We start from the raw sequence: 23,073 nt of genomic DNA on the forward strand, positions 1-23,073 counted from the left end.
GGATGACCGGCAACCTGATCAAGGGCGCTCGCCGCCCGGCGGGTGCTCATCGGCCAGCGGCCAGGGCTCGTGCAGCTCACGGGCGCGGATCAGCCGTCCCAGATAGTCCCGGGTGTGTCCCAGCGCCCCGCGATTGGCGTTGACCACCGCCAGTGCATTGCGCCCCAGCGTTTCCCGGCGCGTCTCGTCCAGCTGCAGCGACACCAGCATCTCGCCCAGCATGCCCCCACTGGCCACCTCGACCCGGGCGCCGGCCTCATCCAGCGTGGTCACCACATCCCCCAGACTCGACAGCGACGGCCCGCTGACCACGGGCAGACCGAGGGCGGCCGGCTCCAGCAGGTTATGGCCGCCGATATCCACCAGTGAGCCGCCCACGAAGGCGATGTCGCCGGCGGCGTAGAATGTCATCAGCTCCCCCATGGTGTCGCCCAGATATACCTGCGTACCGGGCCCGGCAGGCTCTCCTTCGCTGCGACGCGCCACCGTCATGCCCTCGCGGGCGCACAGTTCGAAGACCTCGTCAAAGCGCTGCGGATGGCGCGGCACCAGAATCAGCAGCGCGTCGGGAAAGCGCGCCAGAAACCGCTCGTGCGCGGCCAGAAGCTGCGACTCCTCGCCCTCATGAGTCGAGCCGGCCACCCAGACCGGCCGATCACCGATCATGTCACGCAGCGCTTCGCCACGCTCGAAGACGCTGTCATCAACGTGCAGATCGTACTTAAGCGCCCCGGTAACGTTGAGCCGGCGGGCCGACACGCCCAGCGCGCGAAAGCGCTTGGCGTCTTCGGCAGACTTGGCGCCAACCCAGGCCAGCCGGCGAATCGCCTCGCCCATCAGCTTCGAAAAGCGCTGGTAGCGGGCAAAGCCGCGCGACGTGATGCGGGCGTTGACGATGGCGACCGGAATGCCGGCCATCGCGCAGGCGTGAATCAGGTTGGGCCAGATCTCGGTTTCGACAATGATGGTGATTTCAGGGTCCAGACGCTGCACGAAGCGCCGGGTGGCGCCGGGGAAATCCAGCGCCACGAAATGATGGGTCACCAGATCGCCGAACAGCGTCTGCACCTGGCGCGCGCCGGTGGCGGTCATCGTCGTCACGATCACCCGGTGCTCCGGGTAATCATCGATCAGCGAGCGGATCAGCGGCCGGGCAGTCACCACCTCCCCCACGGAGGCGGCATGCACCCACAGCACCCGCTCGTCGTGATAGGTCGGGATGCGCCCCAGCCGCTCTCCGCGCGGGTGATCCTCCAGATGCTCGCGGCGCAGGCGGCGCCAGATCAGAGGCGAAAGCGCGTATAACAGCGCAGAATAGAGGCGTCGTCCCATGGGGCGGTCTACTCCTGTTCGCTGCGGCGCGCGCTGCGCGAAACGATCGCGCTGATGGTGCCGGTGGTGGAGAGTCCTTCCTCGAAGTTGAGCACCCGCACCTCGCCGCCGTTGGCCATGACGGCCTCACCACCGGCGATCTCCTCGACACGATAGTCGCCACCCTTGACCAGCACATCCGGCAGCACGGTGGCAATCAGATCCGCCGGGGTGTCCTCGCCAAAGGCCACCACCCAGTCCACGGCGCGCAGGCCGGCCAGCACCGCCATGCGATGCTCAAGCGGCGTGATCGGGCGCCCTTCGCCCTTGAGACGGGTCACCGAGGCGTCATCGTTGACCGCCACGATCAGCCGATCCCCCTGGGACCGGGCCTGTTCGAGATAGCTGACATGCCCGGCATGCAGCAGATCAAAGCAGCCGTTGGTCATGACAATACGTTCGCCGCGCACCTGTGCGCCGCGCACGGCGGTCGTCAGCGTGTCGGCATCGATCACGCCATGGCCGGCCGCCACGCCGTGGTCGGCATTCAGTGCCGCCTCGATCTCGGCCACCGACACCGTGGCGGTGCCGGGCTTGGCGACCACCAGCCCGGCCGCCAGATTGGCCAGTCCCATGGCATCCGGCAGGCTCTGGCCCGCCGCCAGGGCAAGGCCCAGCACGCCAATGACCGTATCGCCGGCGCCGGTCACGTCGAACACTTCCTGTGCCCGTGTCGGCAGATGCAGCGGCGGATGGCCTTCACGAATCAGCGTCATGCCGCGCTCGCTGCGCGTGATCAAAAGCGCTTCAAGCTCGAGTTCGGCGCGCAGCCTTTCGCCGCGCGTGGTCAGTTCGGTCTCGCTGTGGCAGCGCCCCACCACGGTTTCAAACTCGCTTAGATTGGGCGTGATGATGCTCGCCCCGCGGTAGCGACTGAAATCGCTGCCCTTGGGGTCGATCAGCACCCGCCTGCCGGCCTGCCGGCCCGCTGCGATCAGCGCCTGCACCTGCGCCAGCGTCCCCTTGCCGTAATCGGACAGGATCATCAGATCAGTATCGGCCAGCGCCTCACCGACCTGATCCATCAGCTCATCGGTATTCACGCCCTCCAGGGAGGATTCGAAATCGAGCCGAATCAGCTGCTGGTTGCGGCTCATCACGCGCAGCTTGGTGATGGTAGGAATCTCGGCGCTGCGCTGAAAGCGCGAGGCGATGCCGGCCCGGGCCAGCAGATCGTCCAGAATGGCGGCGTTGTCATCGCAGCCGATCAGCCCGGAAAGCGTGACCCTGGCATCCAGCGCGGCGATGTTGAGCGCCACGTTGGCCGCACCGCCCGGACGGTCCTCGCTGTCGTCAACGCGCACCACCGGTACCGGCGCCTCCGGTGAGATGCGCGAGGTGGGGCCGTGCCAGTAGCGGTCGAGCATGACGTCACCGACCACCATGACGCGGGCGCGTTGAAGCATGGCGGGATCAAACATCATGGCGTTGCCCTCCGGCGGCCTTGTCGTGATCGGCGGTCAGCGTCAGCAGCTCGTCGAGCCGGTTGATGACATCCTCAAAGGTAATCAGTGACATCGCATCCTCATGGCGAACGCGGGTGCCCCAGACGATCTCGTCCGGTGACTTGTGCAGGTAGGTGGCCACGGCATCGGGATAGCGATTGACGACGTGTTCGCGCCAGCACCAGGGCGCGGCGCGCTCGGGATTGGTGGTGGCAAAGAGCCCCAGCACCGGCGTGTTCATGGCGTTGGCCATGTGGACCGGTCCGGAGTCGGGTGCAATCACCATACGCGCCTCATCAATCAGCGCCAGAAGCCCCTTGAGCGAGGTGCGCCCCAGCAGATTGACCGGCGTGGCCTCGCCAACGCCGGCGGCAATGCGCTCGCACATCTCGAGCTCCTGGGCGCTGGTGCCACCGGTCAGAAAAGTGGTCAGGCCGTGACGGCGCCAGGCGTGATCGATCACGGCGGCGTAGCCCTCCGCTGACCAGTTGCGAAAGTTGCGAAGTCGCGGACTGGCACACGGGCTGATGACCAGCGCCGGTCGGCCCTCCAGAAACCCTCGGGCCTCGTCGCGGGCGGCCTCCGGCAGCGGGATGTCCCACTCGAGCCGATCATTTTTGATGCCCATCTCACGGGCGAAGTCCATGAACGACTCGAGCACGTGCGCCTTCGAGTGCGGTGTGAGCTGACGGTTGGTAAACCAGGTCTGCCAGTCCTTGGCACGGGCGCGGTCATAGCCCAGCCGCACATCGGCCTTGAGCCCCAGCGAGAGAACACTGGCACGAATGGACTGCTGCATGTGCAGCAGCACGTCAAAGCGCGTATCACGAAGCTCGCGCCACAGCGTGCGCATGCCGGCAAGCCCGGTGGACTTGTCATAGACCATGAACTCGACCCCGGAGAGGCCGGCCAGTAAACTGTGCTCCGCCCGGCCGATGATCCAGGTGATCCGGGCGTCGGGCCACTGGCGCTGCAACGCTCGAACGGTCGGGACGAGATTGCAGACATCGCCGAGAGCGGATAACCGCAATACACAGATATGCGCGGGTCGCGCGGGCAAAGGATGCTTCATGCGGATGATGACTTCCCGAAAAGCGAATGCGCACATTCTATATGATGCTCAAACGGCGCCACAAACCGGCCGTCCGGCGCTTGAGCCCGAACACTTCACCGCCGGCTGGTGGCGTTCGCACGAGGCCGTTACCGGACAGGCCCCGGGACGCGGTGAAAGCCTGTTCGTTTGCGCCGGCGAGCAGGCATGGGTGCTGCGCCAGTATCGCCGCGGCGGTGCCATCGCGCGCCTGAGCGCCGAGCATTATGTCTGGACAGGCCTTGAGCGCAACCGCGCCTTTCGTGAATGCCGCCTGCTGGCCACCCTGTTCGAGCGCGGTCTGCCGGTACCACAGCCGATCGGCGCCTGCGCCTGGAGAGACGGCCTGTTCTATCGGGCCGCGCTGATCACCCGACACATTGACGGCGCCCGCGCACTGGCAACGCGGGTGTCGTCTCCTGACGCTGCAGCCTGCCATGAGCCCCTTTTGATCGAGTGCGGCCGCATGATTCGACGCTTCCATGCCGAAGGGCTCGATCATGTCGATCTCAACGCCCGCAATATCCTCATCGATGCCCGGGACACCCCATGGCTGATCGATCTGGACCGCTGCCGGCTTCGCGCGCCAGGACGCTGGCAGGCCGACAACCTTGCACGTCTTGAGCGTTCTCTGGAAAAGTTTGCCCCCGGACAGGCCAGAGCCCTCATGGCCCCCATCAATCACGGATATCAATCGAGTTAGATCATGCCTCGTTCAAGTGAAGATTCCCTGCGGTTTCGACTGCGCGCCACTGCCTTTTTTGCCCTGTTCAATCTGATCCTTGTCTGGCTACTGTCGCTGCGCTACCTGCCGATGGTCCGGATACCCGAAGAGGGGCTGGGCATTGTCTGGCTGATCTGTGCCTGGCTGGGCGGGCTGGGTACGCTGGCCGTAGCCCTCTGGCTGCTGCCGGCGCTGCTGTCGCTGTTTCTCAAGCGTCGCCTGCTGATCTGGCCCTGCACCGTGCTGGGCACGCTGGGGCTGGGCGCCATCTGGGTCGATACGCAGCTGTTCAGCGCCGCCGGCGCGCACCTGGCGGATCTGTCCGGCGAAGACAAGCCGGCGCTTTCCACCGCTCAATGGGCCGTTACCGGCGGCGGTGTGGCCCTGATCGCGCTGGTAGAACTGTGGCTTTCCTGGCGCATCATGGCGCGCGCACGGCGCATGGCCTTCCCGGTGTGGAGCGCCGTGCTGCTGATGCCGATCCTTTTGATGGCAAGCGTGGGCATCGATATCGCCACCGATACCGATCAGACCGCCGCGCTCCACTCGCAGGATACCGATACGCAGGCGCTGATGGGCGAGCCGGCCACGCCCGTGCCCGAGGCCCGTGAGGCGGCCACCCAGCGCGATCAGAGCAACGGCCCGGCCATCGACGACAGCGTTGACCCGACCACTCGTGACACCGGCGACATGCCGGATGGCGCCGAGGAGAGCCAATGAGTACCGCCGCTGCCCGTACGCCGATCACCGGCGTGGTCATCACGCTCAATGAGGCGGCCAGCATCGAGGCCTGCCTGACGTCGCTTGAGCGCGTATGCGATGAGCTGATCGTGGTGGATTCGGGCTCGGCAGATGACACCTGCGCGCTGGCCCGGGCCTTCGGTGCCCGGGTGATCGAGCAGCCCTATCTGGGTGACGGCCCGCAGAAAAACGTCGGCCCGAAGGCCGCCACCCACCGCTGGGTGCTGTCGCTGGATGCCGATGAACGCCTCACCGATGAGGCGGTCACGGCCATCAGTGCCCTGCAGCTTGCCGACACACCGCACGACGGCTTTGCCCTGCGCCGGCGCAATTTTATCGGTTCACGCTGGGTCAAGCGCTGCGGCTGGTATCCCGATTACTGCCTGCGCCTTTTTGATCGCGACCGCACGGCCTTTTCCGACTCGCGCCAGCACTCAAGCGTGCAGGCCCGGAGCCCTCAAGCGCTGGATGCCGATATCGAGCACTACTCCTTTGCCAATCTGGCGGAGCTTTTCACCAAGGCCGGAGGGCGATTTTCCACCCGCGCCGCCAAGATCATGTATCTCAAGGGCAAAAAAGTGAACGCTTGCTCACCGTTGATTCACGGTGCCAATGCCTTTGTGCGCAAATATCTTTTTCAGCGCGGCTGTCTGGCCGGGCTGGACGGCCTGTCGGTATCGCTGTCGGCCGGCGTCAACGCCTATCTGAAATACGCCAAGCTCCTGGAGTTCCAGCGCGACCCGCAGGTACGCGAGCGCGAGGACTTCAACCAGGTCTGGTAACCCCCTGGTTCGGGCCCACGGCCGCCCCCGGTATTATCGCTGGCCCTGGTGCCCTTTCATGCGCCACCCTTGACGCATCGATTCCTTCACAGGTGAGTGATCCCTTGCATATCTGTCACGTCAATCTGGCGCGCGGCTTTCGCGGCGGCGAACGCCAGACCCAGCTGCTGATCGAGCAGCTGGCCGCCCACGACATTACCCAGACGCTGGTATGCCGCCAGGACTCCCCGCTGCGTCAGGCCCTCTCCGATGTTGAAGGGCTGACGCTTGTGGACGCCCATCAGATGTGGGTCGGTCACAAGCATACCCCCGAGGTGGATCTGGTCCACGCCCACGAAGCCCGCGCCGTCCACTGGGCCTGGTGGCACTCAAAGCTGCGCCGTACGCCCTATCTCCTGACCCGGCGCGTCCCGCAGCCAATCAAGGACAAGTGGTTCAACCGCCGCACCTATGGCAGCGCAGCCACCGCGGTGGCCATCTCTTCGCCCATCGAGGCGCATCTTCAGGCACGCCACTGGTGCCCGGTCACCCGCATTCCCAGCGCCCTGTCACATTTCACCCGCAGTACCACCGTGGTCGAAACGCTGAAAAACCGCTTCGAGGGACGCTACGTGGTCGGCCACGTGGGCGCACTGGTGGATCGTCACAAGGGGCAGCGCCTGATCATCGAGGCGGCACGGCGGCTGGCCGACACCCACCCGGATATTGTCTTTTTGCTGCTGGGTAGCGGCGAAGACGAAGCGCGTCTCAAGCGTGACAGCGAGGGGCTCGACAACGTCATCTGGGAGGGTTTTCAGTCCAACGTGGGCGATTATCTGGCGGCGATGGATCTGTTTGTTTTCCCGTCACGCAATGAGGGGCTGGGCTCGACGCTGCTGGACGTCATGGACGCCGAAGTGCCGATCATCGCAAGCGATGTTGATGGCATTCCCGACATCGTGGTCAATGAGGAGAGCGGCGTGCTGATCCCCCCCAACGACAGCAACGCCCTGCATGATGCGATCGTGGCACTGAAGGATGATCCCGCCCGCGGGGCACGTCTGACCCGCGGCGCCTGTCAGCGTCTGGAGAGCTTCACGCCCGAGGCCATGGCAAGCCGCTACCGCACGCTTTACGCACAGCTCATCGAGGGCAAAGCGCCCTGAGGCCATCCACGGGACGAACACGCACAGCAGCGCCTGAACGTGGCATCATGCGCGCATCGAAGACGTATGCCTATCGGAGTGGTCATGGAAAAAATCAGGGTTGGGGTCATCTTTGGCGGCAGGTCGGCCGAGCATGAAGTGTCGCTGCAGTCCGCGCGCAACATCGTCGATGCCCTCGATCGTCAGCGTTTTGAAGTGACGCTGATCGGCATCGACAAGCAGGGGCAGTGGCACGTCAACGACGCCGAGCACTATCTGGACAATGCCGATGATCCGGCCCGCATCGCGCTGCATCACTCCCGGCGTGACCTGGCCGTCATGCCCGGCCGTGAGCAGGCCCAGCTGATCGAGACCGACCGCCAGGCAGCGCTGGAGCAGCTTGATGTGGTCTTTCCCATCGTGCACGGCACGCTCGGCGAGGACGGCTCGCTGCAGGGACTCTTGCGCATGGCCAATCTGCCGTTTGTCGGCAGCGGCGTGCTGGGCTCGGCGGTCAGCATGGACAAGGACGTGACCAAGCGTCTGCTGCGCGATGCGGGTCTGGCCGTGGCCCCCTTTGTCACCTTTACCCGCAAAAGCGCCGCCAGTGCCGATTTCAGCGCACTGAGCGAGCAGCTGGGCACCCCGCTGTTCGTCAAGCCGGCCAATCAGGGCTCCTCCGTCGGGGTCAGCCGGGTCAGCAGCGCCGAAGAACTTGAAAGGGCGCTGGCACTGGCGCTCTCCTTTGACCACAAGGCGCTGGTCGAGTCCGCCATCAAGGGGCGCGAGATCGAATGCGCCATTCTCGGCAATGACGAGATCGAGGCAAGCCTGTGCGGCGAGATCATCCTCAACGATGACGGCTTCTACTCCTACGACACCAAGTACATCAGCGAGTCCGGTGCCGCCGTGGCCGTACCGGCCGATATCAGCCACGCCGCCAGCGACGAGATTCGTCGTATCGCACTTGAGGCCTTTAAAACGCTGGAGTGCGCCGGACTGGCGCGGGTCGATGTGTTCCTCACCCCGGATGAGCGCGTGATCATCAACGAGATCAACACGCTCCCGGGCTTTACTCGCATCAGCATGTATCCAAAGCTCTGGCAGGCCAGCGGTCTGAACTATCCGGCGCTGGTCACGCGTCTGATCGAACTGGCGCTTGAGCGCCATGCGCAGGACCGCGCGCTGGACAGCGACCGACACGACTGACGACCCACCCGGGCCCGGACATTATCGAGGAAGCGACGGTGGACATCACCTATTGGGGGCTTTTCCTGAGTGCGGCGCTGATGATCAATCTGACGCCGGGACCGGACATGCTCTATCTCATGGCCAAAAGCGCCAGCGGCGGCCGCCGCGAAGGTCTGGCGGCCGGCGCCGGGCTGTGGTGCGGCGCCATGGGGCATGTACTGGCCGCTGCCCTGGGACTGTCGGCCATCGTCATGGCCTCCGCCACCGCCTTTACCGCGGTCAAGCTGGCAGGCGCGCTCTATCTCTTCTATCTCGGCGTGCAGGCACTGCGCCACGCCGGCGAGCAGTTCCGTCCGCCCGAGACCATCGCTCGCCCAACCGGGCCATGGCGCGCCTTTCGCCAGGGGGTGCTGGTGGATCTTTTAAACCCCAAGACGGCGCTGTTCTTCATGGCCTTTCTGCCCCAGTTCGTGCGCCCGGAGGCCGGTCCGGTGCCGCTGCAGCTGTTGCTGCTGGGCATGCTGACCATTGCGGTGGCCATACCCATCGAGCTTGGAATCGTGCTGGGTGCCGCGCGCCTGACCGGATGGCTGCGCCGACGCGAGCGGCTGGCGCAGTGGCTGGATCGCCTCATGGGCACCGTGTTCATCGCACTCGGCGCGCGGTTGCTGGCCGTGACCCGCTGATCTCTCAAATCTGCGTAGCGCCAATGCCCATGACGCATGATGACCGTCCTCATGACGCACGGGCTCAAGACGGCAGCCGGGCGATGACCTGATCGGGCGTGATGTCGTGCAGACAGCGCTTATGCCCCAGCGGACAGATGCGCTCAAAACACGGCGAACAGGAGAGATTGAGCCAGTGGATGTCCCGCGCCGCCGTCAGAGGTGGTGTGTAGTTGGGCGTTGAGGAGCCGTAAATCGCCTGGACATGGGTGCCGACGGCAGCGGCCACGTGCATCAGCCCAGAGTCGTTGCTGATGGCCTGTTCGCAGGCGCCGAGCAGATCGACGGCGTCCGTCAGACTGGTCTCACCGCACAGATTGATCACTCCGGACAGCCCATCACTGATCGTCTCGCCGGCCTCCTGGTCCTTCGGCCCACCCAGCACGATGACCTGATAGCCTCGCGCCGTCATCGCCTCGGCCACCTGGCGAAAATGGGGCAGCGGCCACTGCTTGGCCGGACCGTATTCGGCCCCGGGCATCATCGCGATCAGCGCCTGATGCAGGCCATGCACCTCGCGAAGCGAGCGCTGGCGCGCGGTATCCACCTGCAGATGCGGCTCGGGAATCGCATCCGAGGTGCCCTCGAGTGGCAGCCCCAGCGACACGAAGCGCTTGACGGTCTGATCCAGCACCACCTTGTCGAGCCGTCGTCGTTCGGTCAGCACGACGTAGCGCTGCTCACCAGTAAAGCCGACCCGGCGAGGGATGCCGGCAAAAAACGGCACCAGCGCCGATTTGAGCGAGCGCGGCAGCACGATCGCCCGGTCGTACACGCCCTTCAGCGAGCGTCCCAGCCGCCAGCGTGTCCGCAATCCGGTCTCACCGTGACCGGTTTCCAGCACGATGGCCCGACGCACCTGCGGCATGCGCTCGAGCATCGGCGCCGACCACTTGGGGCCCATGACGTCGATCACGCAGTTGGCGTCATGGTTTTTCAGCGTGATGAAAAGGCTCTGCGCCATGACCATGTCGCCGACCCAGGAAGGGCCGACGACCAGAATGCGCTCGCCTCTGGCACTGCGTTGTGACGAATCACTCACGAATCGCGGTTCCCCGTCACGCCGAGAGCGTGCATGTAGTCCCGCACGCCGCGGGCCAGACCGCGGAACTCCCGGTCGTAGCCCGCCTCGCGCAGACGCGAGATATCAGCACAGGTGTAGCTCTGATAGCGCCCCTTGAGGTGCTCGGGAAAGTCGATGAAATCGATCTCGCCACGCCCGGTCATTTCGATCACCGTTTCGGCAATGGTCCTGAAGGGCTCGGCGCGCCCGGTGCCCAGATTGAAGATGCCGGATTTATCGGGGTTGTCGAGAAACCACAGGTTCACATCCACCACGTCATCGACATGGATAAAGTCGCGGCTCTGCATGCCGGCCTCGTAGCCGTCATAAGCGCCAAACAGCTTCGGGTTCTCGCCGTTCATCACCTGGGTGTAGTGATGATAAGCCACGCTGGCCATCGAGCCCTTGTGCTGCTCGCGCGGGCCGTAGACGTTGAAATAGCGAAAGCCCACCACCTGGGTGGTCAGCTGGTCCCAACGCGCGCGCACGTACTGGTCGAACAGAAGCTTGGAATAGCCATACACGTTGAGCGGCTTTTCATGTTCGCGCGCCTCGACAAAGACCTCGCTGCCGCCATAGGTCGCCGCCGATGAGGCGTAAAGAAAGGGAATCTGATGCGTCTGGCAGTACTCCAGCAGCACCTTGGAGTACTCGAAGTTGTTCTCCAGCATGTACTGGCCGTTCCACTCGGTGGTCGCCGAGCAGGCCCCCTCATGGAAGACTGCTTCGATGCGCGGCAAGCGGGAATCACGACGCAGGCGCTCGAGAAAGTCGCTTTTGTCGAGATAGTCCTGGATCTGGCAGTCGGCCAGATTGCGAAATTTCGTGCCATCGGTCATGTCGTCAACGACAACAATATCCTCGCGGCCGCGCGCATTGAGTGCCTTGACCAGATTGGCGCCAATAAAGCCGGCACCGCCGGTAACGACGATCATGGGACGTACTCCTGCTTTGAACTTGAAGGGCAGCGCAGCCGAATGCGCCTGTCGGTTCGTGACAAGCGTAGTGCCTGCCGGGATAGATATCCGGTGCGCCTGCCGTGGCGCGGGCCACGTCGAATCGACGCGGCCCTATAACCCGCATGGCGCTGATTGTATACTTGTGGGCTATTGAATTCATGGGCCAACGGTGGTTCCCCGATGACGGTTTCATCCGCGAATGCGTCAACGCCAGACGTGAAAACCTTTCAGGGCCTGATTCTGGCCCTGCAGCAGTACTGGGCGCAGCAGGGCTGCGTCATCATGCAGCCGCTGGATATGGAGGTCGGGGCCGGTACCTTCCACCCGGCCACCTTCCTGCGCGCCATCGGCCCGGAATCCTGGAACTCGGCCTACGTCCAGCCTTCGCGACGCCCCACTGACGGACGCTACGGCGAAAACCCCAACCGTCTGCAGCACTACTACCAGTTTCAGGTCGTGATGAAGCCGTCACCGGAGAACTTCCAGGAGCTCTATCTGGGCTCGCTGGCCCATCTCGGGCTTGACCCGCTGGTCCACGACATCCGCTTTGTCGAGGACAACTGGGAATCGCCCACGCTGGGCGCCTGGGGCCTGGGCTGGGAAATCTGGCTCAACGGCATGGAAGTCACGCAGTTCACCTATTTCCAGCAGGCCGGTGGCATCGAGTGCTACCCGGTCATGGGCGAGCTCACCTACGGGCTCGAGCGCATCGCCATGTATCTGCAGGATGTCGACAGCGTCTACGACCTGGTCTGGACCCGCGCGCCGGATGGCTCGACGGTGACCTACGGCGACGTGTACCTGCAAAACGAGCGTGAGCAGTCGACCTACAACTTCGAGCACGCCGACGTGCCGACGCTGTTTGCCGATTTCGATCACCATGAGCGCGACTGCAAGGCGCTGCTGGAGGCCAATCTGCCGCTGCCGGCCTATGAAAAAACGCTCAAGGCCTCGCATACCTTCAACCTGCTCGATGCCCGTCACGCCATCTCGGTGACCGAGCGTCAGCGCTATATCCTGCGCGTGCGCACCCTGGCCCGCGACGTGGCCCACGCCTATTACGCTTCTCGAGAGGCGGCCGGTTTCCCGCTGGCATCACCTGAAATACGCGCTGAAATGCTCGGTCAAAAGGAAGCGATCTGATGGCTTTTGATAACGTAACAGCATCCGATAACGCCATGGCTTCCACCCGAACACTGCTGGTCGAGCTGGGCTGTGAAGAGTTGCCACCCGGCGCGCTGGCCGAACTGGTCGACGCTCTGGCCCTGGGCATCAAGAACGGCCTGCGTGATGCCGGCGTTCAATACGGTGAAGTGCTGCCGCTGGCCACGCCGCGCCGTCTGGCCGTCAGCATCACGCGGCTGGCCGAATACCAGCCCGATCAGCAGATCGAGCGCCTTGGCCCCGCCGTAGCGGCCGCCTTTGACAAGGAAGGCCACCCCACGAAGGCCGCCCAGGGCTTTGCCGGCTCCCTCGGTCTGGACGTCAGCGAGCTCTCGCGAATCGATACCGACAAGGGCGAGCGTCTGGGGCATCGCTACACCCAGCAGGGCGAGGCCACCACAGCGCTTCTACCCGACATCGTGCGCCGCACCGTCGATGCGCTGCCGGTGCCCAAACGCATGCGCTGGGGCGCCTCGCGCGTGGAGTTTTCGCGGCCGGTACACTGGCTGGTGATGCTATACGGTGATGAGATTGTCCCCTGTGAACTGCTGGGGCTGGCGTCCGGACGCACCACCCGTGGCCACCGCTATCACTACAACCACCCCATCGAGCTGTCGCATGCCGATGAGTATGTGGAAAGACTCGAAAACCCGGGATTCGTCATTGCCGATATGGTCAAGCGGCGCAGCCTGATTCTGGAACAGGTGCGCGAGCAGGCCAGGGCGCTCGAGGCCACGGCCGTGATCGAGGACGCTCTGCTCGACGAGGTCACAGGTCTGGTCGAATGGCCGGTGGCACTGACCGGACGCTTTGACGAGCGCTTTCTGGAAGTGCCGGCCGAATGCCTGATCTCATCGATGAAAGCGAATCAGAAGTACTTCCACCTGCTCGATGAGCAGGACAACCTGATCCCGGCGTTCATCACCATCAGCAACATTGAAAGCCGCGATCCGCGCCAGGTGATCGAGGGCAACGAGCGCGTGATTCGCCCGCGCCTGGCCGATGCCGCGTTTTTCTTCGAGACCGATCGCAAAAGGCCGCTGGCCGCGCGCATCGAGTCGCTGCAGAGCGTGGTGTTCCAGCAGCAGCTGGGCACGCTGGCCGACAAGAGTGCCCGGGTCGAAGTGCTGTCGCGTGCCATCGCCGAACGCCTAGGTGGCAGCAGTGACCAGGCCGGACGCGCCGCCGCGCTTGCCAAGTGTGATCTGGTCACCGAGATGGTGCTCGAGTTCCCGGAGCTTCAGGGCATCATGGGCGCCTACTACGCGCGCTTTGATGGCGAGGACGACGCTGTCGCCGGGGCGCTCTACCAGCAGTATCTGCCCCGCTTTGCCGGCGATGACATCCCCGACACCGTCACCGGTCAGGCTCTCGCCATCGCCGACCGTCTTGATACCCTGACCGGCATCTTCGCCATCGGTCAGCGTCCCACCGGCACGCGTGACCCCTTTGCCCTGCGTCGCGCCGCCATCGGGGTGCTCAGCATTACGGTGGGCGCCGAGCTGAATCTCGATCTGCGCGAGCTTTTGACCGTGGCCGCCGGCCAGCATGCCAGCGTCACTGACGTCACGGCGCTGGTTGATGAGGTGCAGGATTACATGCTCGATCGCTTCCGCGCCTGGGCGCTGGAGGCCGGCATGAGCGCCGAGACCTATCTGGCCGTACGCGCCCGCCCCGTCACGCATCCGTTTGATTTCGAGCGCCGTCTGCGCGCCGTGCATACCTTTACGCACCGTGATGAAGCCCAGGCCCTGGCCGCAGCCAACAAGCGCGTGGCCAATATTCTGGCCAAGCAGTCCGGCGAGGTGCCGGCCGCGGTCGACCCCGCTCATCTGGCGGAACCGGCCGAGAAGGCCCTCTTCGAGGCTGTCTCGGCCAAACGCGACGAGACCGCCCCGCTGATCGCCCAGCGCGACTATGCCCGGGCACTGGATGCTCTGGCCAGTCTCAAGGCGCCGGTCGATGACTTCTTTGATCAGGTCATGGTGATGAGTGACGACGAGGCGCTCAAACGCAACCGTCTGGCGCTGCTGGCAAGCCTTCAGGGGCTCTTCCTCGAAGTCGCCGATATTGCACTGCTGGGCCAGTCATGAGCAGCACCATCCGCTTTCGCCGGGCCACCTCAAGTGATGTGGCAGCGCTGACAAGCCTTGTCACGTCCGCCTATCGGGGCGAATCCAGCCGCAGCGGCTGGACTACGGAAGCTGACCTGCTCGATGGCGAGCGCATCGCACCGGAGGTGCTGCGTGCCGACATCGAGCGCCCTGACAGCCATGTCATTATCGCCAAGCGCCCGGGCGACAGCACCCATGAGCTGGTGGCCTGCGCCCACGTGGCCCGTGACAAGGATGCCGCCTATTTCGGCATGTTTGCCGTGCGCCCCTGGCTTCAGGGCCATGGCATCGGTCAGGCCGTGCTGGCCGAGGCTGAGCGGATGACGCGTGAGGAGCTGGGGCTTGAGCGACTGCGCATGACGGTCATCGACGTGCGGTTGGAGCTGATCGCCTGGTATGAGCGTCGCGGCTATCATCGCACCGGCGAGTATCTGCCCTTTCCCTACGGCGATGAGCGCTTCGGGACACCAAAGCGTGATGACCTGCGCTTTGCCGTGCTCGAGAAAACCCTGACCTGAGCCGGTCTTGAAAAGTCGCTGTTTCACGTGAAACAGGACACGGGCAGGTCGCCCTGAGCGGTCTGCCCGTTTTTCATGCCTATTGCAGGCTAGTCGTAGCGAAAGCCGATTACCTTGCGGGCGTGTTCGCGACCGGCAGCATCCACCCCTGCCATCAGCGTGCCGATCACACAGATCGCAGTGTTGAGCAAAAGCCCCCACAGCCCGCTGTAGATGCCCAGGGGTCGATAGCCCATGAGGGTGAATACACCGGCCATGACCGCACCGGCCAGCATGCCGATAAAAACGGCGCGAGTGTTCAGACGCGTCCAGTACAGCCCCAGGATCAGCGCCGGGGCGACCTGAATCAGCACCTCGAACTTGAGCACGAAGATCTGATAGAGCGTGGCCGGCGGATACCAGGCAATCACAATCAGGATAACCACCGCCACCAGTCCAATCAGCTTGCCGGCCAGCACCTTCTGATACTCGCTGGCATCAGGCTTGATATAGCGTCCGTACAGGTCGTTGGAGATGATCGAGGAGAACGTCAGCAACACCGAATCGGCGGTCGAGACAATGGCGGCAATCACGCCACCGAACAGCAGTACCATGGCCCAGTAGAAAAAAGCGTTCTGATTGGCGAGCGCGTTGGCCATCATGCCCACCAGCTGCTCGGAATCGGCCGTGGACAGCCCCGGAAAGGCCGCAATGCCGATGATGCCGACCATGAACACCACGCCGGCGGTCAGAAACGGCATGTAGGCCATGCGAATGAAGGAGCGCTTGAGCGTGGCCTCGCTTTTCGCCGAGAAGATGCGCTGCACGGCGTGGGGATAGATCGCCGCACCAATGCCCACCAGCACCAGCAGGCTGAACCAGCGCATCAGCCCGGCACTGTCCGGCGGATTGAGCTTCTCGGGAGCGCTGGCCTGCATATACTCTGCCGCCGACGGCAGACCGCCGAAGTAATACAGCGAGCCGATCAGAAGTGTAAACACCCCGAACAGTAGTGCCAGCCCCTGAATGGTGTCGGTATAGGCCACCGAGCGCATGCCGCCCAGCCAGCTGTAGGCCACCATGATGATGATGAAAAAGATCACACCCACCTGGTAGGGAATGGTGCCGCCGGTCAGCCCGGACACGCCCTGCCCGATCGCCACGAACTGTTCGAGCAGATAGTTGGCCAGGCCATAGAGCATCAGGATGGCGGCCAGAATCGACACCTTTTTCGAGCGAAAGCGCAGCTCGATCCAGTCCACCGGGGTCAACAGCGAAAACCGCCGGCCCAGCGCGTACAGGCGCGGGGCGAAAAAGAGATACACCATGATGATCATGATGAAAAACGGCACCGACACCAGATACTGATAGCCCATGCGATAGGCCGTCGGCGGATAGCCGATGACAGTATTGCCGCTGTACTGGGTCGCAAAGAAGGTGAAAAAGAGCACCATGACGCCCAGGCCACGCCCGCCCAGGTAGTACTCATCCAGACTTTCGCGCATACCGCGATTGCGTAGAAAGGCAAAAAGCCCCACCCCCAGCATCAGGATGCCATACAGCGCGAGCACGAAAATGCCCGACCAGCCGCTGAACGCCAGTTCGACTTCCATGATTACCCCTCCTCGTCACGGCGGGCGCCGTCGCTGTCATGGCCATCGCCGCGCCCTTTTCCACCGCCATAGCGCTCATCACTGTCGGTCTGCCACTGGGTGTTGATCGTCCAGGTGATAAAAATCGACAGTGCCAGTGAGACACCGAGCACCATCAGCGCCCACAGCGGGATGCCCATCAGCCGCGTTGCGCCGGCGTCACTGGCAAAATACCAGGGGTTGATCAACACAAAGAGGACGATAAAGCCCAGCCAGACGCGGCGTTTGCGAACGGGTTCAGACATTTCTGGTTTCATGAGACGCTCTCCCGAAGAGTCAACCGTCGCTGGCGCGACGGACAGGGGACCATGAAAGACTCTATCGAGCCCTCACGGTTGATGGATATTGATGATTGAACAAGCGCGACTTCGCCATCGACGAAGCGCCAGGACGTTGGTCGCAGGCGCCATCACGATGCCGAAAAGGCAGGGGTGCCGGGATCGCGCTCGCCGCAGCGCAGCAGATGATCCACCAGCTGCCGGGCGGGCACCGCCAGGGCATCATGATCGCGCACCACCAGATGCAGCTCGCGCAGCGCCCAGCCGTCGGTCATCGGTATTGTCGCCAGCCGAAGGCCATGGCGTTCAGCGTTGACCGCCCGCAGAGGCAATACCCCAACACCCATGCCGCGATCGATCATGCGACAGATGCCTTCGAAACTGCGCACCTGGATGCGCATGCGCAGCGGCCGGTCAAAGCGGCGCGCGCCAGCCTGAAGCAGCGCCTGCAGCGAGGCGTCCTGCTCAAGACCAATGAAATCGTTGTCGAGCGCCTGCTCGAGTGCCACCGAGGACGCACCGGCCAGAGGATGGTCCTGCGGTACGACCAGTACCAGACGGTCACGCCGCCACAGACGGGCTTCAAGCCCCTCGGCCGGCACATGTCCGGCGTAGAGACCGATATCGGCCAGACCGTCACGCACGGCGGTCACGATCTCGTGACTCAGACGCTCTTTCATGTCGATGCGAATCTGTGGGAAGCGATCCATGAAATCGCCCAGATCATCCGGCAGGAACTCGATCACCGACGAGGTATTGGCGTGCAGACGCACATGGCCCTTGATACCCACCCGGTATTCGCTCATGTCGGCGTCCAACCGCGACAGTCCGGTCAGAATCAACCGAGCGTGATGCAAAAAGGCATGCCCTGCCGGCGTCAGCTCGATACCGCGCGGACGGCGATAGAGCAGCGAAATGCCGGTCTGGTCTTCCAGATCACTGATGCGCTTGCTCACCGCGGCCAGCGCCAGATGCTCCCGCTCGGCGGCACGGGTTAGACTGCGCTCGTCGGCAATGGCCACGAACAGGCGCAGGGTCACAAAGTCGGGTCGTTTCATGGGCGCTACTTCTCGGGCGACACGACAGTCTGCCACCGTCTTCGTCGATTGCGAACGCTGCCTTGGTCAAACCCCAATTGCCTCGACACCTGTGACTCGGCGATGCTCAAGGCCCTTCCCCATTGTCAGGAGTGCGCCATGACCGCGTCTGATGCCACTGCCGGTATTGATGCCCCCGAGGCACTGGCCGGCCTAAAGGTTCTGGAGATGGGCCAGCTGATTGCCGGCCCTTTTGCGACCAGACTGCTGGGCGAATTCGGTGCCGACGTGATCAAGATCGAGCCCCCCGGTACCGGTGACCCGCTACGCCGCTGGCGCATTGTCGAGGAAGGCACCTCGCTGTGGTGGCACGTTCAGACCCGTAACAAGCGTTCGCTGTCGCTGGATCTGAGAAGCGAGGAAGGCCAGGAGATCGTGCGACGACTGGCGCTTGAGGCCGATATCGTGGTGGAGAACTTTCGCCCCGGCACGCTCGAAAAGTGGGGGCTGGGCTGGGAGACCCTGAGCGCGGCCAACCCGGGCCTGATCATGGTGCGCATCTCCGGCTACGGCCAGACCGGTCCCTATCGCGACCGCCCGGGCTTTGGCGTCATCGGCGAGGCGATGGGGGGGCTGCGCTACCTCTCGGGCCATCCCGGCGAGCGCTCGGTACGTGTGGGCGTCAGTCTGGGCGATTCGCTTTCGGCACTCTATGGGGTCATCGGTGCCCTGCTGGCACTGCAGGAGCGCCACAGGAGCGGTCAGGGGCAGTACATTGATGTGGCGCTTTACGAGTCGGTGTTTGCCATGATGGAGAGCCTGATTCCCGAATACGACGCCGCGGGCGTGATTCGCGAGCCCAGCGGCAGCGCCCTGCCCGGCATTACGCCGTCGAATGCCTATCCATGTCTGGGCGGTGAACATGTGCTGATTGCCGGCAACGGCGACAGCATCTATCGAAGACTGATGCAGGCCATCGGGCGTTCCGATCTGGCCGAAGACCCGGCGCTTGCCCATAACGACGGCCGAGCGTGTCAGGCCGAACGCATTGATGGCGCCATTGCCGAGTGGACGTCACAACACCGCCGTGAACACGTGCTGAGCACGCTGGAGGCTGTCGGCGTGCCGGTGGGCTTCCCCTATACCGCGCGCGATATCGTGGCAGACCCACACTACCAGGCCCGTGACATGATTCAGACCATCATCACTGCCGAAGGACGCAAGCTCAGGGTGCCGGGCGTGATGCCCAGGCTCAGCCGCACGCCGGGGCGCATCGACGGCGGCGGCCCACGACTGGGTCAGCATACCCGTGACGTGCTCGACGAGCTGGGTATCGATGCCGACACCCAGCAGGCGCTGTTTGAGCGCGGCGTACTGTATGACAGCGATCAGACTGACCGTGACCAGCCTGACGGCAACCGGTCGGAGACACCGCGTGGCAAGGGAGAGTAACATGCACCAGCGCATTTATATTCAGGAAGTCGCCCCCCGCGACGGCCTGCAGATCGAAGCGCGCTTCGTGTCCACGGCAGACAAGATCGCCCTGATCGATGCGCTCTCCCGTACCGGCGTTGCAAAGATCGAGGCCACCTCATTCACCTCACCGAAGGCCATCCCCAACCTGGCCGATGCCGGAGAGGTCATGGCCGGCATGACCCGTCACAAGCATGTGGATTACGTCGCACTGGTCCCCAACGAGCGCGGTGCCGAGCGGGCACTGGCCGCCGGCGCCGACGAGCTCAACCTGGTAATGTCGGCAAGCGACAGCCATGGCCTTGCCAATCTGCGCATGACGCCCTGGCAATCGCTTGAACGCTTTCCCGCGATACTCGATTTGGCACGCGGCCGGAATGTGTTCATCAACGCCTCGATCTCGACGGCGTTTGGCTGCCCGTTTGACGGTGAGGTGCCGGCCTCGCGAGTCATCGACATCATCGAACGGCTGACAGCAATGGGCATTCGCGGCATCTCGCTTTGCGATACCACCGGCATGGCCAACCCGGCTCAGGTCAGAACGCTGTGCAAGGAGGTATTGGGTCGCTGGCCCGAGCTGATGCTGACCCTGCATGTGCACAATACCCGCGGCATGGGACTGGCCAACGTGCTGGCGGCCTGGCAGGCCGGGGTCTCGCGCTTTGACGCGGCGCTGGGCGGGCTGGGCGGCTGTCCATTCGCCCCCGGCGCCAGCGGCAATGTCTGTACCGAGGACCTGGTCCACATGTTCGAGGAAATGGGGGTCGACACCGGTGTGGATCTTGACGCCCTGCTGGCAGTGTCACGAACCCTGCCCGATCTGGTCGGTCATGACGTGCCGGGCCAGGTGGTGAAGGCCGGCCGTTCGAGCCGACGCTATCCGCTGCCCGAGTCCGTTCGCGCTCGATAATCCCTGTGGCCGTCGATGACGGCCCATGTTTCTTTGCACCCGGATTCAAACGGGATCACACTGCGCCACGCCTGTTCAGCTTCCCTTCAGAGAGACGCATACCGTGACATCCCGGGATATGACCGCAGCCGCCCTGCCCACCCCGCTTCTGCTCTTGATGGCCATGGCCACCGGAATTTCAGTAGCCAGCAACTACTACGCCCAGCCGCTGCTGCATACCATTGCCGATCAGCTGGGGCTGAATTACTCGGGTGCCGGCATCATCGTCACCACGGCACAGCTGGGCTATGCCGCCGGCCTTTTGCTGCTGGTCCCGCTGGGCGACATGATCGAGCGCCGCCGGCTTGTAGTCATCATGATGCTGCTGGCCACCATGGGTCTTGGAATCAGCGCGCTGTCCACCAACCTGGCCGTACTGCTGCTGGGCACCGCGATCACCGGCGTCTTTTCGGTAGTCGCCCAGGTACTGGTCCCCTTTGCCGCCACGCTTGCCGCTCCGGAGCAGCGCGGCCGCGCCGTGGGCACCGTCATGAGCGGGCTTTTGATCGGGATTCTGCTGGCGCGCACCTTTGCAGGCGCACTGTCGACGCTGGGCAACTGGCGGCTGGTCTACCTGGTGGCCGCTGCACTGATGCTGATCACGACGCTTTTGCTGTGGCGCGCCCTGCCCAGACTCAATACCCATGCGGGTCTTGGCTATACAGCATTGATTCGCTCGGTCGGTCGCCTTCTGGCCGCCCATCAGGCACTGCGTCTGCGGGCCGCACTGGGGGCACTAACCTTTGCCCTTTTCGCCGCCTTCTGGACGCCAGTGGCCTTTTTGTTATCAGCACCGCCATGGCAGTTCAGTGATGCCACCATCGGTCTTCTGGGGCTTCTGGGCGCAGCCGGCGCGCTGGTGGCCCCCTGGGCCGGACGTCAGGTCGATCGCGGCCGGGCACGGCTGACCACCACGTCAGGACTCGTGTTGCTGCTGCTGGGCTGGCTACCGCTGTTCCGGGCCGAGCACTCGCTGCTGGCAATCGTGATCGGCGTGCTGGTGCTCGATATCGCCGTGCAGCTGGTGCATATCACCAACCTCAACATGGTCTATCGCATCGACCCCGATGCCCGTAACCGCCTCAATGCCGCCTACATGGTGAGCTACTTCCTCGGCGGGGCCACCGGCTCGCTGGCCTCGGCGTGGCTGTACGGTCATGCCGGCTGGACAGGGGTGACGGCGTTCGGGGTGGTCACAAGTCTTGCAGGGCTTGCGCTATGGTGGCGCGGTCATCGCTGTGAAGCCCATATGCCAGTGTGATCACACCGTCATCACGGACTTTTCTCACAGACTTTCCTCACGGACGATATGGTCGGAATTAAAAAAAGCCGGTCCGCCATTTGGCGGGCCGGCTTTTGTCTTTCATCCCATCACTGTCCATCCTGCACTGTCATGATGGGTAAAACCCCGTGCAGCATTACTGCGCCGGCTGCTGCTGCGCCTGCGACTGCATGGACTGAAGCTGCTTGTAGAGCTGCGGGTCCATGTTGATCAGGCGCTCTTCCAGTGCCTTGTCGCGCGAAGCATCGGTGCCGATCTGCTGATACTGCTGTACGGACAGATCATGCTCCTTGAGGGAGTCCTCGGTCTTGCTCTGGAACTCCTGCATCATCGACTGCGCCTGCTGCTGGTCTGACACGTTCTGGCTGGACAGGTTCTTGATGACCGGAATCATGTCGCGGTTGACGTCCAGAAACGAACGAAGCTCATCGTCCTGATACTGCTTCGAGAGCGTGCCAGGCTCCACCGGCTGGGGCTGCTGCATCTGTGCCCGGGCCTGCGACTGGCCCTGCTGAGCGCTCTGGCTACCGGCCATGGCCATCGGGGCGGTCAGCAGACCAACCGTGATGAGCGCTGCGCCAAGCATCGAAACCGGCTTTTTCATGGTGAACTCCAAAAAAAGAATTTGATTCAATGTAATGTAGTCGCTGCAGGGCGTCCAGAAACCGACTGTGAACGCAAACCCGGAGCTCTGGCGTCGTTTCACCTCACGCCCCGATACCGGGGCCATGGCAGAGAATTTCACATGAGCGCAGGACTGATCATCCTCGACCGGGATGGCGTGATCAACGAGGATTCCATCGAGTTCATCAGAAGTCCCGAGCAGTGGCTGGCCTTCCCTCAGGCGCTGGAGGCCATCGCCCGTCTGCATCAGGCCGGATGGACTCTGGCCGTGGCCACCAACCAGTCCGGCATTGCCCGCGGCTACTTTGACGAGGCAACGCTTGAGGCCATGCACGACAGGATGCATCGCGAAGTCGAGGCGGCCGGCGGCAGGATTGCCCATGTGGTGTACTCCCCTCATGGACCGGACGATGACAGCGATACCCGCAAGCCCAAACCGGGGCTTTTGTATCAGATTCGTGATCTCTGCCGGCTCGAGTGCCTTGATGAGGCCTGGATGGTGGGCGACAGCCTGCGTGATCTGCAGGCCGGCCAGGCCGCGGGATGCAGGACGGCGCTGGTACTGACCGGCAAGGGCGAGATTACCCGGGGCGATCTTGATCAGCTCGAACGCCCTGAAGAGGTGGTGATTACCGACTCCCTGCTCGATTTTGCCAACCGCCTGCTCTCCGACGACCCGACCATGACGGACCCGGCGCGCTAGGGCGCTGCGACAGCGGCGCGCACGCTCAACGCGCGTCCGGCAGGCGTCGTTTATACTGCAGGGCTTCTTCCACGGCATTGCTTAC

General features: G+C 63.8%; 22 protein-coding genes. 13 read left to right on the forward strand and 9 right to left on the reverse strand.

Features of this window, described 5'->3' with window-relative positions; all coding sequences use genetic code 11:
• Nucleotides 1-18: 18 nt before the first annotated feature.
• Genes waaA through BM079_RS07350 form a run of 3 tightly spaced genes read right to left on the reverse strand, consistent with a single transcriptional unit; the run spans nucleotide 19 to nucleotide 3,888 of the window.
• Entirely contained in the window at nucleotides 19-1,332 is a 1,314-nt protein-coding gene (gene waaA, locus BM079_RS07340; protein ID WP_090132433.1) for a lipid IV(A) 3-deoxy-D-manno-octulosonic acid transferase, read from the reverse strand.
• Nucleotides 1,333-1,340: 8 nt separating this feature from the next.
• On the reverse strand, nucleotides 1,341-2,795 hold the full coding sequence (gene hldE / locus BM079_RS07345; RefSeq protein ID WP_090132435.1) for a bifunctional D-glycero-beta-D-manno-heptose-7-phosphate kinase/D-glycero-beta-D-manno-heptose 1-phosphate adenylyltransferase HldE: 1,455 nt from the start codon (nucleotides 2,793-2,795) through the stop codon (nucleotides 1,341-1,343).
• Nucleotides 2,785-3,888, reverse strand: coding sequence for a glycosyltransferase family 9 protein (locus BM079_RS07350; protein WP_090132437.1), 1,104 nt, complete (start codon nucleotides 3,886-3,888; stop codon nucleotides 2,785-2,787). Before BM079_RS07350 ends, hldE begins: the two co-directional genes overlap by 11 nt.
• Between BM079_RS07350 and BM079_RS07355 the strand changes: the two genes are divergently transcribed.
• The 6 genes from BM079_RS07355 (at nucleotide 3,887) to BM079_RS07380 (ending at nucleotide 9,154) form a co-directional block, all read left to right on the forward strand.
• Nucleotides 3,887-4,609 carry a 3-deoxy-D-manno-octulosonic acid kinase gene (locus BM079_RS07355; protein ID WP_090132439.1) on the forward strand — a complete coding sequence of 241 codons (723 nt, stop codon included), beginning with the start codon at nucleotides 3,887-3,889 and terminating at the stop codon, nucleotides 4,607-4,609. The two genes, BM079_RS07350 and BM079_RS07355, sit on opposite strands and share 2 nt — an antisense overlap.
• Nucleotides 4,610-4,612: 3 nt before the next feature.
• The gene (locus tag BM079_RS07360; protein ID WP_090132440.1) at nucleotides 4,613-5,350 is read left to right on the forward strand and encodes a DUF3413 domain-containing protein; all 738 of its coding nucleotides are present in this window, start codon (nucleotides 4,613-4,615) and stop codon (nucleotides 5,348-5,350) included.
• Entirely contained in the window at nucleotides 5,347-6,153 is an 807-nt protein-coding gene (locus BM079_RS07365) for a glycosyltransferase family 2 protein (RefSeq protein ID WP_090132442.1), read from the forward strand. The genes BM079_RS07360 and BM079_RS07365 overlap by 4 nt, the downstream gene beginning before the upstream one ends.
• 92 nt (nucleotides 6,154-6,245) lie before the next feature.
• Nucleotides 6,246-7,298 carry a glycosyltransferase family 4 protein gene (locus BM079_RS07370; protein ID WP_245742865.1) on the forward strand — a complete coding sequence of 351 codons (1,053 nt, stop codon included), beginning with the start codon at nucleotides 6,246-6,248 and terminating at the stop codon, nucleotides 7,296-7,298.
• A gap of 84 nt (nucleotides 7,299-7,382) precedes the next feature.
• Nucleotides 7,383-8,486 (forward strand): D-alanine--D-alanine ligase, encoded by a 1,104-nt coding sequence (gene ddlA, locus BM079_RS07375; protein ID WP_090132446.1) that lies wholly within the window; start codon nucleotides 7,383-7,385, stop codon nucleotides 8,484-8,486.
• Nucleotides 8,487-8,524: 38 nt separating this feature from the next.
• Nucleotides 8,525-9,154, forward strand: coding sequence for a LysE family translocator (locus tag BM079_RS07380; RefSeq protein ID WP_245742866.1), 630 nt, complete (start codon nucleotides 8,525-8,527; stop codon nucleotides 9,152-9,154).
• Nucleotides 9,155-9,218: 64 nt separating this feature from the next.
• On the opposite strand, the gene waaF is transcribed toward BM079_RS07380, so the two are convergent.
• Both waaF and rfaD read right to left on the reverse strand, forming a co-directional pair.
• Nucleotides 9,219-10,235, reverse strand: coding sequence for a lipopolysaccharide heptosyltransferase II (gene waaF / locus BM079_RS07385; RefSeq protein WP_281243941.1), 1,017 nt, complete (start codon nucleotides 10,233-10,235; stop codon nucleotides 9,219-9,221).
• Nucleotides 10,232-11,191, reverse strand: coding sequence for an ADP-glyceromanno-heptose 6-epimerase (rfaD, locus tag BM079_RS07390; RefSeq protein WP_090132448.1), 960 nt, complete (start codon nucleotides 11,189-11,191; stop codon nucleotides 10,232-10,234). The genes waaF and rfaD overlap by 4 nt, the downstream gene beginning before the upstream one ends.
• Nucleotides 11,192-11,395: 204 nt before the next feature.
• On the opposite strand from rfaD, the gene glyQ reads away from it, so the two are divergent.
• The 3 genes from glyQ to BM079_RS07405 are packed head-to-tail and all read left to right on the forward strand — an operon-like array spanning nucleotide 11,396 to nucleotide 15,011.
• The gene (gene glyQ / locus BM079_RS07395) at nucleotides 11,396-12,358 is read left to right on the forward strand and encodes a glycine--tRNA ligase subunit alpha (RefSeq protein ID WP_090132450.1); all 963 of its coding nucleotides are present in this window, start codon (nucleotides 11,396-11,398) and stop codon (nucleotides 12,356-12,358) included.
• The gene (gene glyS, locus BM079_RS07400) at nucleotides 12,358-14,472 is read left to right on the forward strand and encodes a glycine--tRNA ligase subunit beta (protein ID WP_245742867.1); all 2,115 of its coding nucleotides are present in this window, start codon (nucleotides 12,358-12,360) and stop codon (nucleotides 14,470-14,472) included. The genes glyQ and glyS overlap by 1 nt, the downstream gene beginning before the upstream one ends.
• Nucleotides 14,469-15,011 (forward strand): GNAT family N-acetyltransferase, encoded by a 543-nt coding sequence (locus BM079_RS07405; protein ID WP_090132453.1) that lies wholly within the window; start codon nucleotides 14,469-14,471, stop codon nucleotides 15,009-15,011. The genes glyS and BM079_RS07405 overlap by 4 nt, the downstream gene beginning before the upstream one ends.
• An 89-nt stretch (nucleotides 15,012-15,100) precedes the next feature.
• Here the strand turns inward: BM079_RS07405 and BM079_RS07410 are convergent, their stop codons facing one another.
• The 3 genes from BM079_RS07410 to BM079_RS07420 all read right to left on the reverse strand — a co-directional run bounded on the left by BM079_RS07410 (nucleotide 15,101) and on the right by BM079_RS07420 (nucleotide 17,978).
• Nucleotides 15,101-16,603, reverse strand: coding sequence for a sodium:solute symporter family protein (locus BM079_RS07410; protein WP_090132455.1), 1,503 nt, complete (start codon nucleotides 16,601-16,603; stop codon nucleotides 15,101-15,103).
• A 2-nt stretch (nucleotides 16,604-16,605) separates the two neighbouring features.
• Entirely contained in the window at nucleotides 16,606-16,887 is a 282-nt protein-coding gene (locus BM079_RS07415; protein ID WP_090132457.1) for a hypothetical protein, read from the reverse strand.
• Between the two features lie 164 nt (nucleotides 16,888-17,051).
• Entirely contained in the window at nucleotides 17,052-17,978 is a 927-nt protein-coding gene (locus BM079_RS07420; RefSeq protein WP_090132459.1) for a LysR family transcriptional regulator, read from the reverse strand.
• Nucleotides 17,979-18,116: 138 nt separating this feature from the next.
• Here BM079_RS07420 and BM079_RS07425 point away from each other — a divergent pair, with 138 nt between their 5' ends.
• From BM079_RS07425 to BM079_RS07435, 3 genes are all read left to right on the forward strand, one after another.
• Nucleotides 18,117-19,409: a CaiB/BaiF CoA transferase family protein gene (locus BM079_RS07425; RefSeq protein ID WP_175489631.1), complete on the forward strand. Its 1,293-nt coding sequence runs from the start codon at nucleotides 18,117-18,119 to the stop codon at nucleotides 19,407-19,409.
• A gap of 1 nt (nucleotide 19,410) precedes the next feature.
• Nucleotides 19,411-20,340, forward strand: a complete 930-nt coding sequence (locus BM079_RS07430; protein ID WP_090132461.1) for a hydroxymethylglutaryl-CoA lyase — start codon at nucleotides 19,411-19,413, stop codon at nucleotides 20,338-20,340.
• A gap of 103 nt (nucleotides 20,341-20,443) precedes the next feature.
• Complete coding sequence (locus BM079_RS07435; RefSeq protein WP_245742868.1) at nucleotides 20,444-21,640, forward strand: MFS transporter; 1,197 nt, start codon at nucleotides 20,444-20,446, stop codon at nucleotides 21,638-21,640.
• Nucleotides 21,641-21,797: 157 nt separating this feature from the next.
• On the opposite strand, the gene BM079_RS07440 is transcribed toward BM079_RS07435, so the two are convergent.
• Nucleotides 21,798-22,265 carry a DUF4168 domain-containing protein gene (locus BM079_RS07440; RefSeq protein ID WP_139215276.1) on the reverse strand — a complete coding sequence of 156 codons (468 nt, stop codon included), beginning with the start codon at nucleotides 22,263-22,265 and terminating at the stop codon, nucleotides 21,798-21,800.
• A gap of 141 nt (nucleotides 22,266-22,406) precedes the next feature.
• On the opposite strand from BM079_RS07440, the gene gmhB reads away from it, so the two are divergent.
• A complete protein-coding gene (gmhB, locus tag BM079_RS07445) occupies nucleotides 22,407-22,988 on the forward strand; it encodes a D-glycero-beta-D-manno-heptose 1,7-bisphosphate 7-phosphatase (protein ID WP_090132468.1) in 582 nt (193 codons plus the stop codon).
• Nucleotides 22,989-23,073 lie beyond the last annotated feature (85 nt).

The sequence above is a fragment of the Kushneria avicenniae genome, assembly GCF_900112585.1.
In the GTDB taxonomy this organism is placed as follows: domain Bacteria; phylum Pseudomonadota; class Gammaproteobacteria; order Pseudomonadales; family Halomonadaceae; genus Kushneria; species Kushneria avicenniae.